Source organism: Rhodococcus qingshengii JCM 15477, from assembly GCF_023221595.1.
Lineage (GTDB): Bacteria > Actinomycetota > Actinomycetes > Mycobacteriales > Mycobacteriaceae > Rhodococcus_F > Rhodococcus_F qingshengii.
In genome coordinates this window covers 3,599,174-3,613,596 of the sequence record NZ_CP096563.1, presented here as the reverse complement: position 1 = coordinate 3,613,596, position 14,423 = coordinate 3,599,174, and the positions used below count along the sequence as shown (strand labels likewise).

Here is a 14,423-nt window from a genome sequence, read left to right as displayed (position 1 = left end):
ACGCCATGACGACCACGACGTTATGGGAGGGATCGGCCTCGCAGATTCACGACGGCCCCGGCGGATACAACGGAGTCGAAGCGACCCCCGAGTGGGCCGCTGAGATCAAACGTCTGGCTCGCGAACGCGGCGCGACGATTCTTGCGCACAACTACCAGCTGCCTGCGATTCAGGACGTCGCCGATCATGTCGGTGACTCCCTGGCGCTGTCGCGAATCGCTGCCGAGGCGCCCGAGGACACGATTGTCTTCTGCGGTGTGCACTTCATGGCCGAGACCGCGAAGATCCTGTCGCCGTCCAAGACCGTGCTGATCCCGGACGAGAGAGCCGGCTGCTCTCTGGCCGACTCGATCAATGCCGAGCAGCTTCGTGAGTGGAAGGCCGACAACCCGAACGCGCTGGTGGTGTCGTACGTGAACACAACCGCAGAGGTGAAGGGTCTCACCGACATCTGCTGCACCTCGTCCAATGCCGTCGACGTGGTCAACTCGATCGATCCCGACCGCGAGGTTCTGTTCCTGCCGGACCAGTTCCTGGGAGCTCACGTCAAGCGCGTGACGGGCCGTACCAACATGCAGATCTGGGCCGGTGAGTGCCACGTGCACGCCGGCATCAACGGTGACGAGCTGACGGCCAAGTCCAAGTCGCACCCAGACGCCGAGCTGTTCGTGCACCCTGAATGTGGTTGCGCTACTTCGGCTCTGTACCTAGCCGGTGAAGGCGCGGTCCCCGCGGACAAGGTCAAGATTCTCTCCACCGGCGGAATGCTCGACGCTGCCCGCGTCACCAAGAGCAAGCAGGTTCTGGTCGCGACCGAGATCGGGATGCTGCACCAGTTGCGCAAGGCAGCGCCCGACGTCGATTTCCAGGCCGTCAACGACCGCGCGTCGTGCCCGTACATGAAGATGATCACGCCTGCCGCGTTGCTTCGCTGCCTTCTCGAGGGCAAGGACGAGGTCCACGTCGATCTCGAGATGGCCAAGCGTGCACAGAAGTCGGTGCAGCGCATGATCGAGATCGGTAATCCGGGCGGCGGCGAGTGACCAGCCCTGCCGGGCGTTTCGCCTGGGAGGCTCATGCCGACCTGGTCGTCGTGGGAGGCGGTGTCGCGGGCCTCACCGCTGCGCGCACCGCTTCTCTGCGGGGATTGAAAGTACTCACGGTCAGCAAGGGCGGTCCGACGGACACCGCGACTCAGTACGCGCAGGGCGGCATCGCGGTCGTCGACGATCTGAATACCGATTCCGTCGAGTCGCACGTTTCGGATACGTGTGAGGCCGGCGTCGGTTTGTGCGACGAGGAAGCTGTCTATTCCATCGTCGAAGCTGGTCACGACGCTGTTGCTGCGCTGGCCGCGTTGGGAGCGGTCTTCGATCGCGGGCGAGACGGCGAGGTGTCGCGCACCCGCGAGGGTGGGCACAGCACGCGTCGGATCATCCATGCCGGCGGCGACGCCACTGGCGCGGAAGTGCAGCGGGCTCTCAATGCTGCCGGGCTCCCCGTTCTGTTCGGTGCAGCGGCAGTCCAGGTGGTGACCAACCGGCGTGGGGTGTGCGGACTCATCGTCTCCTCGCCGGAAGGCCTCGGCGTGATCCATGCGCCCGCGGTGCTGCTCGCTACCGGCGGACTCGGTCAGCTGTATGCCTGCAGCACAAATCCGCCCGGAGCGACTGCCGACGGAATCGCGTTGGCACTCGAAGCCGGTGCGGCGATTGCGGACCTGGAGTTCGTTCAGTTCCATCCGACGGTGCTCTTCACTCCGGGCGGGGTAGGCCGCCGACCCCTGATCAGTGAGGCGGTCCGCGGCGAGGGCGCGATTCTTGTCGACACCAACGGTGATTCGGTCACCGCAGGTGTTCATCCGCTGGGTGATCTCGCCCCGCGTGACGTGGTCTCGAGGGCAATCGCAGCACGCCTACGCGATCTCGGCACTGATCACGTCTATCTCGACGCTCGCAAGCTCGACGGTTTCGATTCGAGATTCCCGACCATCACGGCGTCCTGCCTCGAAGCGGGCATCGATCCACGCACCCAATTAATTCCGGTCGCTCCGGCCGCGCACTATTCGTGCGGCGGAGTCGCCACCGACGTCCATGGACGAACGGGAGTGCCTGGTCTCTACGCAGCAGGCGAAGTGGCTCGCACGGGATTGCACGGCGCGAATCGTCTTGCGTCCAACAGCCTTCTCGAGGGTTTGGTAGTCGGGGAGCGTGCAGGAATCGCAGCTGCCGAGCGTCGCGAGGTTCATGCCGAAGTGGTCAACGTGGTGCGCAAGCCGATGCCGATCCTGCCGCGAGAGACCGTGCAGTCCGTCATGACGGCACACGCGTCGGTGGTTCGCGACGGAGGCGGTCTCCAGATTGCGCGAGCCGCGCTTGCCGACGCCGAACAGACAGTGGCGGTGGCTGCTCCGGACCTCGAAGACGCGGCGCTCACGTTGACCGCGACTGCATTGGTCGACGTGGCCGTGGCGCGAACCGAGAGCCGTGGCTGCCATACCCGCACCGACTATCCTGAAACAGATCCGAATCAGCGTCGCAGCACTCGGATCAAGATGGGTGCCGACGGAGCGCTCGAAATACCCGACATGTTGTTGACAGGAGTTCATTGATGACCGAGCAGAAGATCCTGCCCGCGCCGCTCGACCGTGACGAGCTGCTCACATTGGTCAGGCTCGCTCTGGACGAGGATCTGCGCTATGGCCCCGACATCACTTCTACCGCAACGGTTCCCGCCGATGCGGTCGCGAAGGCGTCGGTCGTCTCACGCTCCTCGGGTACTGTCGCCGGCATCGACGTCGGACTGCTTGTTCTCGACGAGGTGATCGGCGCGGGTAACTACGAGGTCGTTGATCGGGTGGCCGACGGAACTCGGGTTGCGCCAGGTCAATCGGTGCTCACCGTTGTCGCACCCACCCGCGGCCTTCTCACGGCAGAGCGCACGATGCTCAACCTCGTCTGCCATCTCTCGGGAATCGCCACGGCGACATCACAGTGGGTCGACGCCATCGCCGGCACTCATGCCAAAGTGCGGGACAGCCGAAAGACACTGCCCGGACTGCGTTCTCTGCAGAAATATGCAGTCCACGTGGGCGGAGGCGTCAACCACCGCATGGGATTGGGTGACGCGGCGTTGATCAAGGACAACCATGTTGCTGCTGCCGGTTCGGTGGTTGCAGCACTTCGTGCGGTCCGTGAGCTCGCCCCGGACATCGAGTGCGAAGTTGAGGTCGACAACCTCACTCAGCTCGATCAGGTGCTGGCGGAGAACGTGGAACTTGTTCTGCTGGACAACTTCCCGCTGTGGCAGACGCAGATCGCGGTCCAGCGCCGAGACGCTGTAGCTCCAGAAACCAAACTCGAGTCATCCGGTGGTCTCACCATCGACGTTGCCGCAGAGTACGCCCGAACCGGCGTCGACTACCTCGCTGTAGGTGCCTTGACGCACTCGGTGACGGTCCTCGACCTCGGGCTCGACATGTAGGTGTCGCTATTGCTCGGCGTCCAGCAGTTGCGGGACGGCCGAGCGAAGCGCGTTTGTCACGGTTGCGACCGCCGGGTGAGCGTCGGAGCCCGCTCGGTGTGCAATCTTGGTCCTTCGTCGAATGGGCATCGGCGTCAGGCGCACACCTAGCGGCGGATGGATTGCTCCGAGTTCAGGAACCAGCGAAACACCCTGTCCCGCAGCGACGAGGGCGAGAACGGTGGCGAATTCGTCGATGTGGTGTCGCACTTTCGGGGTGAATCCAGCTGCCTGGCATGCGCGAATAGTCATTGCATGACAAGCAGTTCCGGGAATTGCGGTAATCCAGGGACGTTCTACGCAGTCGGTCAGCGATGCGACAGCGTCGTGGGGATCTGACTCGATGTCACTCGATGCGAGGTACACGGCTTCGCTGCAGAGCGGCAATGTCGTCAGGCCCGGTTCGGTGGGGCGAGGGACGAAGTCGTAGTCGTGAATCAACGCCAAGTCCAGAGTCCCAGCTCGTAGGTCGTCGGCGACGTCCGCCGGGTCGATCTCCGAAACCATCGGTTCCAACCCGGGATGCTCGCGAGACAGGGCGATCAATGCCGCCGGGAGGATCGCCCGTGCCGCGGTCGGGAACGTTCCGATGCGCAGCGGCCCCGCCAGTCCACGACGTGCGTCGACCAATTCACCTGACGCCTGCTCCAGGCGTTGCAGGATGGCTTCGGCATGACGTGCGAGGTTCTCACCGGCGGGTGTGAGTCGGACGCGACGGCCTGTTCGTTCCAGCAGCGGCACGCCGGCTTCACGTTCGAGGACGGCCAACTGCTGCGACACCGCGGAGGGACTGAACGACAGCGCCTCGGCAACGGCAACGATGGTTCCGCGCAGCGCTAGTTCGCGCAAGAGCTTCAGTCGGCGAACATCGAGCATCAGCTCAGCTTACGCTCGACGATGGAAATGCGAACTAGACCTACAAGGTTTGTTCGGTGAGGCTGAGTTCTATGACTACGACTCGAGTTGACCTGGCCGGAATCCATGTTCCACTGATCACGCCCTTCGAGAGCGACGGTCGTATTGCAACCGATGCACTCGAACAGCTTGCGCACCAGGTCCTCTCCGAGGGTGCGGTCGGACTCGTTGCGCTTGGGACTACAGCGGAAGCCGCAACACTCACCGAACAGGAGAGAGTGACCGTTCTGGATATCTGTGCGAATGTGTGCCGTGCGAGAGGTGCGACGTTGATGGTCGGCGCGGGCAGTAACGACACGGCGGGCAGTGCGCAGGCGCTCGGGAGGCTGGCTCGGTGGCCTGAGGTCTCGGCGGCCTTGGTGCCGGTTCCCTCCTTCACGAGGCCGTCGAAAGCCGGTGTGGTGGCGCATTTCGCGCATCTGCAGTCGTCGAGCCCAGTGCCGCTGATCGTCTATCACGTGCCGTACCGAACTGCGTGCGATCTGGACAGCGGCACTATGCAGGAGGTGGGTACTTTGCCCGGGGTTGTTGGTGTGAAGTATGCCGCGGGCGGTATCGACGCAGCTGCCGTCGAACTCTTCGCGGATCTTCCAGGCGACTTCGCCGTACTGGCGGGGGATGATCTGTTTCTCGCGCCTCTTCTGGCCTTGGGTGCGGCCGGTGGCATCTTGGCGTCCGCTCATGTGTCGACCGCTGAGTTCGTCCGCTTGGTAAAAGCTTGGGACAGTGGCGATGTGGACGGCGCCCGTGACCTCGGGCGGAGTTTGTCGAAGCTGTCCGGAGCTCTGTTTTCCGAACCGAACCCGACTGTGATCAAGGGCGTATTGCATGCGTTGGGACAGATTCCGTCTCCCCATGTGCGACTGCCGTTGCTACCTGCGGGTGACGAATCGGTAGCGCGGGCGCTCGAGGTCTACCACTCTTGACTCGAACGGGTGTTCGAGTATGATTTGGGCAGGGGATCGGGGGATTCAATGAGTGTCTTGTTGTCGGACGTGGTGTCTGGTTCTGCGGTGGGGTTACGCGGACGCCTGTGGCAGTTGTCTGCTTCTGAGTTGCGTACCGCTGCTGTCGAGGCGAGTGCGGAGATTCTGCGTCTCGAGGCTGTGCGGGTGGCGGTGGTGGACGGTTTGTCGTTGCGTTCCGATGATCAGGTGATTGCCAGCCGCGGAGTGGGTGCGTGGTTGGCGGCGAACACGATGCTGCAGGTTCGGGACGGGAAGAAGATCGCCGCGTTGGGTGCGGCGTTGCGGCCGTTTCCGGCGGTGGCGGCTCGGTTCGATGGTGGGGATTGCTCCTTCGATCATGCCGTGTTGATCGTGGCGTTCTGTGAATCACCACCGAAGGGGATGCCGGAGGAGGCGCTACCGAAGTGCATCGATTTGTTGTTGGCTGCTGCGTCGGGGGTGGAAGCGACGACGACGAAAGTGCGGAACGTGATCGCGACCTTGGAGCGGTTGTTCGAATCGGATGAGATCCCGCCCGCCGAGGATGTCGATCTCAATGAGTTGCGGATCGCGTCGACATTGAACGGTCGGGTGGTGGTGCGCGGGGATTTCGACGCCCTCACCGGGGAAATGCTGCTCTCGGCCCTGTCGAATCTGACGATGCCCACCCCGGCACTCGATGGAACCCCGGATTCTCGGTCGGCAGCGAAACGAACTGCCGACGGGTTCACCGAACTGATCCGCCGCTATCTCGACTGCGCGAAAACCGGTACCGATGGTGGTCAGCGTCCGCATGTGAACGTGCACATCAATGCTCGTGATTTGGCGGAGCATCGGGATTGCGCCGCGTCGCCTTCTGATGTGGACGACGAAGGCTCACCCGATCTGGACTTGTCGGATCTCGATGTCGGGCACATGCCCTGGCTCGGACCACTGTCCGTATCGCAGACCAGGCTTCTCGGGTGTGATTGTTTCCTGTCGACCGTTCTGCTCGACGATCACGGCGCGCCCTTGGATGCGCAACCAGGAAAACGATTGGTCACCGCCGAACAGCGAGTGGCGTTGATCGCCCGGGACAAGGGCTGCGCGTTCCCGGGCTGCACATGCGTGCCCGCCTGGACGGATGCGCACCATATCCGGCACTGGGCGAACGGCGGGCCGACGGTGATGAACAACCTGGTCCTGCTGTGCCGTTCACATCATCGGTTGATGCACCGCAAATCAGGGTTCGTCGGGAAATGGGCGATCCGAATAGGCGCCGACAACAAACCGTGGTTCATCCCGCCGCCCTCGATCGACCCCGGCCAGCACCCGCGACCGGCCAACACCACATTCAAAACCTGACTGAGTGGTGACACCCGTTCAGGCGCACAACTTCACGCCGATAGGCTTCAACTCGGAGATACACCCGGGTTGGGGCCTGGAGGCCGTGTTGTTGTGAACGGCTGCAGATATGGGGGAGGTCATATGGTTGTCGACGTTGTGCAAGCGGTCGAGACCGATGGGCCGGAGATTCTGGCGCTGCGGCACGCGGCAGAAGACTGGTTGGCAGAACGCGGAATCATCCAGTGGCGCCCGCGTGAAGTGTCTGTCGAGCAGGTCGGGGAGCAGATTTCGAGAGGGGAGTTCTTTGTTGCGCGAGACCGGGAACAGTCGAGGATTGTCGGTGCCCTGCGGTTGATCTGGTCAGACCCCGTGGTCTGGCCCAATTCGAACGATCCTGCCGGCTACGTGCACGGATTGGTTATCGATCGAGAATTCTCGGGCACCTCGTTGGGCGAACGCTTACTCGTCTGGGCCCATCGACGGTCCGCGCAGGAGAACGCGCAGTACCTGCGGCTCGATTGTGTAGAAACCAACGTGCGGTTGCGCCGCTATTACCGAGACGCGGGTTTCGCCGAGGTAGGGCGTCGTGACTTCGGAGACGATGCCGACAACGGGTGGTTCAGCGTCGTGCTGTTCGAGCGCTCCCTGACCTGATCCATTCACAGCAACTTTCCAGGCGGCTCCCAGTGCCGCCAGGGGTTGGAGACGCGATCGTTGGCAGGACAGTAACTCGTGAAGGGACTTCCTGATGACCGCCGTTCTGCATCCGGCCCCGCGTCAGCGGCCGGCACCAACTGCCCATCGCGCGGAGCCCTCGCCGTCGTGGTTCCGCACGCGCAGTACGGGATTGGCGCTGACGATCCTGTTGGCAGCAACGGCAGTCCTGTATTTGTGGAATCTGACCGCGAGTGGCTACGCCAACACCTTCTACGCTGCAGCGGCGCAGGCCGGCTCCCAGAATTGGAAAGCGTGGTTCTTCGGGTCCCTCGATACCTCGAATTTCATCACGGTCGACAAACCGCCCGCTTCATTGTGGGTCATGGGTGTGTCCGGGCGAATCTTCGGATTTTCGAGTGCCAGCCTTCTAGTTCCGCAGGCATTGATGGGCATCGGATCGGTTGCGCTCGTATACGCGGCCGTCAAACGAGTGGCGTCGCCCGCTGCGGGTTTGGTGGCGGGAGCTGTTTTGGCAGCTACGCCCGCTGCCGCCCTGATGTTCAAGTTCGACAATCCTGATGCACTGTTGGTTCTGCTCATGACTCTCGCCGGCTACTTCGTTATTCGCGCCATGTGCACGGCGATAGGTCGTCGAGCCGCTATGTGGGTGGCGCTCGCAGGAGTAGCGCTGGGGTTTGCCTTTCTCACCAAGATGCTGCAAGGGCTGATGGTGTTGCCTGCATTTGGTGCCGCGTATTTGATCGCCGGACAGGTGCGCTTGCGGACTCGCCTGGTCCACCTGGTGATCGGTGCTGCGTCCGTTGTCATATCGGCTGGGTGGTGGGTGTTGGCAGTGTGGCTGTGGCCCGCTGATTCTCGCCCGTACATCGGCGGATCGACCAACAACAGCGTCATGGACTTGGTAGTGGGATACAACGGATTGGGTCGACTTTTCGGGAGCACCGGTGGCGGTGGCGGAATGGCCGGTGGCAGTGCAGGTTCGAGCTTCGGGGGAAGTGCCGGACTCGAACGGCTGTTCGGCAGCGAGATGGGTATCCAGATTTCCTGGCTTATTCCTGCGGCTTTGATTGCGCTGGTGTTCGGCCTGCTCGCCTGTGGGCGCGCACCGCGCACAGATCTTGTCCGTGCGTCGTTGATCCTTTGGGGTGGCTGGTTTCTCGTTACCGGCCTGATCTTCAGCTACATGTCCGGCACGATCCACCCCTACTACACAGTTGCGCTGGCGCCCGCCGTCGCGGGGATGATCGGGACCGGTGGATACGCTCTGTGGTTGGTCCGTGCCCGTTGGATCGGACGTTGCGGGTTGGCTGCGACGATGCTGGCCGCAGGAATCTGGAGCTGGGTGTTGTTGCACCGCAATGCCGACTGGCTGCCGATGCTGAAGTGGATTCTGTTGGCGGGCACTGTCGTCGGCGCGATCCTGGTTCTCGTGGGAGCTAAGGATCGATTTCGCAAGCTCGCTGTCGCTGGATTAATTCTTGGATCGTTGGCAGGGATAACCGGTTCTGCGTCTTACGCGATTGCCACTGCCGCAACAGCGCACCGTGGGTCCATCCCGACGGCCGGACCGACCGGCGCCGTGTCCGACTCCGGAATCGGCGGGGGAGGAGGTATGGGTGGGGGCCCAGAGCTGCAAAACGGTGACGCTCCGCCGAATTCTTCTGACGCGACTGTAAATCCGGCGTCGAACAGGCAAGAACTGAGTAGCGGCAGTGAAAGTACTTCCGAGTTGACGGCAATGCTGGTCAATGCGGGCACCACGTGGTCGGCCGCGACCAACGGCTCGCAAAGCGCAGCAACCTACGAGTTGGCCAGCAATACCGCGGTGATGGCGATCGGCGGTTGGAGTTCCGATCCCGCACCGACATTGGATCAATTCATCCAGTACGTGGCAGACGGAAAAATTCACTACTACATTGCCGGTGGCCAGGGCGGAAGCCAGCGAGAGGGCCAAAGCGGGGACAGCACGTCGAGTGCCATCCAGGAATGGGTCGAAGCCAATTTCGCATCGACGACCGTGGGAAATTCCACGGTTTACGACCTCACTGGGTATGTCGGATAGTGACGTAGTTGTTGCCGTAGGCAATGATCGAGAAATGTCTGGGCGCACCGCACACGAGTCGAACCGTCGCCGCGAGCAATGGACCTGGCGCGACGGGTTGGTGATCGTCTCGATCGTCGCCTTGGGAACTGTTGTCGCGGCGGTGACGAACGAGGACACGGGCGCGTCGATTCCCGGATGCGAGTCTGTGGAATCGCCGGGTCCGCCGGTGCGATTCAACTACGGTTTTGCCGGTGAGCCCGGTTATGGCGACCCGGACTATCCGTGGTTCTCGGGTCCGAAGGCCACCGCCATGAGCGATGCACTACTCGAATCGTTGCCTTCCGATGTGGAGGTTGTATTTGCGAGTCCGTCGCAATCGCTCGAGTTTGCGCCGATCCAGAATTACCGGGGGGCTTCGTTTCCTGACGGGGTCGACCCGATCGAGTTCAGCGGTTCTACGTCGGCGAAGGGAACCTTGACTCGCGTCGGGCGGACTGCGTATATCTCGGTTCAGGTGCGTGCATGGGATCAGCCGGTGCCGCCGTGCTTGGAGGGTCTGGTGGATCGGCGGGAGCATCTCGAAAACGGAACAGTGCTCGACATCGCCGATTTCGAGGACAGAGCCGATTTCGAAGACAAAGACGGTTCGGAAGTCGGGGGCGAGCGCGGAGTCGTCGCGTATCTCGGTGATGGATCCCGGGTTGTTGCCAGCGTCGACACGTCGACCGGAACTTCGTCGGATGCTTCCCCGCTCTTGACGATGGACGAACTGATCGCGTTAGCGACCGCGCCGGGGCTTGCGGTGACTGCGCCGGTTCCAGACTCGACGCCGCCGCCGATGGCATCCTGCTACACCGATTCTGTGAATGCCGGTCCACCTGCGTCGCGCATGGATATCGACCGACTGAATCAGTTGCTCGATGCACGTTGGAAGGATCTCGGCGCGGCAGGCGTCACTTTGGAGCGCCCGCTCGGTTCATTGGTTCCAGATGATTACGGACAGGGAGGAGTGTGCGAGCGGATCGTCGCCTCGACAGCGGACGGCAGCAGCGATGTCGAAATATCAGTTGGTACCGCTGTGCCGGAACCGGGTGACACACTGACGTTGCCAGGCTCCACCACCGTGACTCGCCTGGTCGATCCCGATGGCTCGGGCGATGACACGGTCCGGGTTGTTCACCCCTCCGGCGAAACAGTAGTGGTGACCCAGTTCGTGACATCGGCTGGCTCCACATCGGCGTCGCCTTTGACAATCGAACAGCTCGAGTTCATCGCAACCACTCCAGGGCTGGTGATTTCGGCTCGGTGACGGTGGTGCTGGCACAATAGTGGCGAATTGTTCGTACCCAGAGACGTCGGAGGCTCAACGAATGGGCGATGCCAGCCCTGCTCGCGGTGACGATTTCTCCACCTGGTTCATCGATCAGTTCTCCGTGTACTGGCAGTCCGGCGGTGGGGCCCGCATCGAAGGACGTATTGCGGGCTATCTGTTGATCAGCGAGTCGCCAGGGGTCAGCGCCGAAGAGTTGGCGCAGGCACTCGGAGCAAGTCGCGGATCGGTGTCCACCTACATTCGTCGGTTGATCGACCGGGGGTTCGTCAAGCTCACGCGCAAGCCTCGGGATCGGACTCACTACTACGTCATGGATTCCGACGTGTGGGGCGGATTCCTCGAAACAGAGCACGTGTATCTCGAGAATCAACGCAAGCTTGCGACCGAGGCCCTGCAGTACGCAAATCCCAACGGTCCCGCGTACATTCGTGTGCTCAACATGCGCGATTACATGGGGTGGATCATCGACAATCGCATGCTGAGCAGTGAGTGGATGCGATTCAAAGCTGAACGCGACGGCAAGAAACCCGCGTCCGAATAGGACGCGGGTTTCTCGATCGCACGATGCTGATCTACATCACTTGTTCAGCTTCGCGATTGCCTCGTCGATCATCGGCACGTAGCGCTCGAGCGACCAGGGCACGGTCAGAGGGTTGATCATCGAGGAACCGGTGACGAAGGGCTGTTCGGTCGGAGCGATGACAGTTCCCCGAGCCACAGCGGGGATTGCCTGGTAAGCGGGCTGCGCTTCGATCTCGGCCCGGTTGGCCGGGTCCGAGTAGAAGGTGAAGAGCAGGTCGGACTTGTCGAGGAGGTTTGCGTTCTCGAGGCCGATGACGGCGGAGTCTGTTCCTTCAGATTCCGTCAAGGTGTAGACGACGGGATCCACCTGCAGGCCAAGTGCGCGGACCATGGCCACACGCTGCTCTTCGGCGAAAAAAACGCCGAGGGTTCCTGGGCCCGTGTTGTAGATGAAGGAGAAGCTGACGTCGGCGTAGTTCGGATGTGCTGCAGTCGATTCCGCGAACTGCGACTTGATCTTGTCGATTTCGGCTGTCGCCTTCTCGGATTCGCCCATGGCTTTGCCGATGACGTTGATCTGGTCTTCCCACGTGATGGTCCAGGGGCTCTCGGCGTAGGCGACGGTCGGCGCGAACGCGTTGAGCGAGTCGAACTGCTGCTGTGTGATGCCGGACCACGGGGCGAGGATCAGGTCGGGTTCGAGAGCGATGATCGCCTCGATGTTGAGATCGGTTCCGCCGGTGAACTGCTCTGGCAGTTCGCCACCTTGCTTCGTGACCGCTTCGTGCACCCACGGCAGATACCCGGTGTCGTCGCTGCCCCATGCGTACTTTTCGACGCCGACGGGGATCGTGCCGAGCGCGATTACGGTCTCCGCCGACCCCATGCCGAGAGTCACGATTCGCTCGGGCTTTTCGGTGATGACGGCGTTTCCGAGCGCACTTTCGATGGTGACGGTTTCGAAGTCGCTGCTGCTCGATTCGGTTGCGGTGTCGTTGTTACTGCATCCGCCGATTACCAGGGCAGCAATGACCAATCCACTCAGCGCCACAGTTCGGCGAAGTGAGCGCACACGGGCGTATCGCATGGGGAACCTTCCGTTGTCGATGCGCCGAGGAGTGAGACTCCGACGGATCGCAGCCGACGGCCGGTTCCAGGCGCGTCAGGAAGCATAGGCTAGCCTTCGCCAAAGTTTCAAATCTGCTGAAAGTTCACGAGCCCGACAAACGGCGACATGCCAGGGGCCTCGTCGACGTTTGCCGGTCAAGCTCAGCAGGTAGGCACGTCGACGGTAATCTTCGGGTCGTCGACCAGCGGCTGGACCGGTACGCGAGCTTCGCCCTCGGCTGTGGGCTCGGTCAGATCGAACTTCAGCTCAACCGTCTGGCCTCGCGGAATGACGGCCCTGGTCATGTAGGCCGGGTGACCCTGTTCAGTTCCGTTGACGGCAAACGAAATCTGTCCACCCACGGAGACGGCATCGAGTTTGGCGCCGGCTGTCGCAAGCAGAGTGACTGCAGCCACATTGGTGCCATTGGGCAGTCGTCCGGGGTTGTCGACGATCCCGCTGACATATTCGGTCAGGTCGGCGTCGGGCGCGTTGTTGGTCAGTCGAACGGTGACCGTTGTCTTTCGGGTGTCGCCGGTGCACGTCTGGGCTGTGTAGTCGATTTCTCGTGTGAGGTAGTAGTCGAGCTTGTTACCGGCTTGGTTGTTGATCACCACACCGGCATACGGAGCCGCATCATCGGGAATGGTGTGCCCGAGGACGGTGTCGGCAAGAACCGATTGTTCGTCGGGGTGAGAGCTCCACACTGCGATTCTGCCCTCGCTGACACCTCTGCCCAGAGCCTCCAGTAATGCGCTCGGCGACTTGATGTTCCCGGTCATCTTCGCCACGACACGGGCCGCGATTGTCTGCAGATACTGCTTTCGTGCCTTGTTGTCGGAGGGAAAGCGTGCGTACGCGGTCGACTCGGTCAACTCAACGACGTTGTCGGCGGTGACCGACTCTCCGTCCGGCATCTCTACTGGTCCCACCGCCTCGAGGAGGTAACTCAGTGCTATCGGATCGGTCGCTATCGCGCCGTCGACCAGCTCACCCCCGGACTCCTGTGACCACAGGGACTGCCAGATCTGCGCTGCGTAGGGAAAGTGCGAGCTGAGGTTGCTGTTGCGAAAATCGGTGGTCGGTCGACTGTTTCCGTACAGCTGGTTGAAGTCAGGACCAAGGTCTATCGGTTGATTGTCCAGTGTTAGTTCGGAGTTGGGGGAGAGTGTGTCCACCCGAGCGGCGCCGTTGTCGACTCGGACGATGCCGTATCCACCCAACAGGCCGCCGGTTCCTCGCGCTTCCGCATTGGTCTGGAAACCGATGAAGTAGTTGCGCGGTCCGTCGGTGCCGAGCATCGCCGGTGCGATGCGCGCCGCGGTGGCGGTGTTCGTCAGGAGGGTAGCCAGTTCGCTTGTCTGCGACTGTAATTCTGCTCTGGCATCGTTAACTCGGCCCAGGTACTTCGATTCGGGAACTTCCTGTGCCTGCGACGACAGCAATTCCGCGGCGATAGCTGTTTCGGCCAGTTTCGGTTCCGCTTCGCGTAACGGTGCGAGTGCCAAGCGCCCACCGGGCTGCACCAATTCCGTTGGTGCGAGTGAAGTTCCGGTAGTCACGGCAGGGCCGAGAACGTCACGCGTAAGCCCCTGAACGACCTCGGTCATCTGGCGCGTCGACTCGAACGGCGACCCGATGACGGGAATTGCGGCGGTGATGTTCCAGGGGAGTGAATGGGTGTTGTCGTATGCGGCCGATGCTTCGCGATCGGCTTCCGCCGCGGCAGACTCTGCGACTCCCGTATCTCCGGCCAGGAGAGCGCTCTTCGCCGACTGTGCGTGGTCGCGAGCCGCCTCCAGGTTGTCTTTCGCTTCGTATGCCGTGTACCCGAGCCATGCCACGAAACCGCCCACTACCAGCGTCGTTGCGGTGATCGCGACTGCCGTTCTACGGCTTCGGAGAAAAGCGGCCGCCCCCTTGGTTTCGCGCTCCGGGCCCCTCGGTGGGATGGTGTTGGAGCCGCTCGGTTCAGCCCCGGAATCGTCGTCGGACTTTGGTCCCACCGTGTCGTTGTTCATCCGCTGA

Annotated in this window: 12 protein-coding genes; 9 read left to right on the top strand and 3 right to left on the bottom strand. The window is 62.2% G+C overall.

What is annotated here, in order from left to right:
* Positions 1-5: 5 nt before the first annotated feature.
* From nadA to nadC, 3 genes are read left to right on the top strand one after another with little or no spacing between them, the layout of a single operon-like run.
* Positions 6-1,043 (top strand): quinolinate synthase NadA, encoded by a 1,038-nt coding sequence (gene nadA, locus M0639_RS16380; RefSeq protein ID WP_003941702.1) that lies wholly within the window; start codon positions 6-8, stop codon positions 1,041-1,043.
* A complete protein-coding gene (locus M0639_RS16375) occupies positions 1,040-2,611 on the top strand; it encodes an L-aspartate oxidase (protein WP_003941771.1) in 1,572 nt (523 codons plus the stop codon). The genes nadA and M0639_RS16375 overlap by 4 nt, the downstream gene beginning before the upstream one ends.
* Positions 2,611-3,483, top strand: a complete 873-nt coding sequence (gene nadC / locus M0639_RS16370) for a carboxylating nicotinate-nucleotide diphosphorylase (RefSeq protein ID WP_003941805.1) — start codon at positions 2,611-2,613, stop codon at positions 3,481-3,483. Before M0639_RS16375 ends, nadC begins: the two co-directional genes overlap by 1 nt.
* A 6-nt stretch (positions 3,484-3,489) precedes the next feature.
* On the opposite strand, the gene M0639_RS16365 is transcribed toward nadC, so the two are convergent.
* Positions 3,490-4,398, bottom strand: coding sequence for a LysR substrate-binding domain-containing protein (locus M0639_RS16365; protein ID WP_030537090.1), 909 nt, complete (start codon positions 4,396-4,398; stop codon positions 3,490-3,492).
* 71 nt (positions 4,399-4,469) lie between these two features.
* Between M0639_RS16365 and M0639_RS16360 the strand changes: the two genes are divergently transcribed.
* The 6 genes from M0639_RS16360 (at position 4,470) to M0639_RS16335 (ending at position 11,306) form a co-directional block, all read left to right on the top strand.
* Complete coding sequence (locus M0639_RS16360) at positions 4,470-5,363, top strand: dihydrodipicolinate synthase family protein (protein ID WP_064075425.1); 894 nt, start codon at positions 4,470-4,472, stop codon at positions 5,361-5,363.
* 48 nt (positions 5,364-5,411) lie between these two features.
* A complete protein-coding gene (locus tag M0639_RS16355) occupies positions 5,412-6,728 on the top strand; it encodes an HNH endonuclease signature motif containing protein (protein WP_064075424.1) in 1,317 nt (438 codons plus the stop codon).
* Between the two features lie 123 nt (positions 6,729-6,851).
* Positions 6,852-7,364, top strand: a complete 513-nt coding sequence (locus M0639_RS16350) for a GNAT family N-acetyltransferase (RefSeq protein WP_054801584.1) — start codon at positions 6,852-6,854, stop codon at positions 7,362-7,364.
* 94 nt (positions 7,365-7,458) lie between these two features.
* On the top strand, positions 7,459-9,450 hold the full coding sequence (locus tag M0639_RS16345) for a glycosyltransferase family 39 protein (RefSeq protein ID WP_082893301.1): 1,992 nt from the start codon (positions 7,459-7,461) through the stop codon (positions 9,448-9,450).
* Between the two features lie 34 nt (positions 9,451-9,484).
* The gene (locus M0639_RS16340; protein ID WP_064075423.1) at positions 9,485-10,741 is read left to right on the top strand and encodes a hypothetical protein; all 1,257 of its coding nucleotides are present in this window, start codon (positions 9,485-9,487) and stop codon (positions 10,739-10,741) included.
* 61 nt (positions 10,742-10,802) lie between these two features.
* Positions 10,803-11,306 carry a GbsR/MarR family transcriptional regulator gene (locus tag M0639_RS16335; protein ID WP_003942377.1) on the top strand — a complete coding sequence of 168 codons (504 nt, stop codon included), beginning with the start codon at positions 10,803-10,805 and terminating at the stop codon, positions 11,304-11,306.
* Positions 11,307-11,342: 36 nt separating this feature from the next.
* Here M0639_RS16335 and M0639_RS16330 read toward each other — a convergent pair whose 3' ends face one another.
* A complete protein-coding gene (locus M0639_RS16330; protein ID WP_007732282.1) occupies positions 11,343-12,374 on the bottom strand; it encodes an iron-siderophore ABC transporter substrate-binding protein in 1,032 nt (343 codons plus the stop codon).
* Positions 12,375-12,556: 182 nt separating this feature from the next.
* Entirely contained in the window at positions 12,557-14,416 is a 1,860-nt protein-coding gene (locus tag M0639_RS16325) for a DUF4012 domain-containing protein (RefSeq protein ID WP_030537083.1), read from the bottom strand.
* Positions 14,417-14,423: the final 7 nt, after the last annotated feature.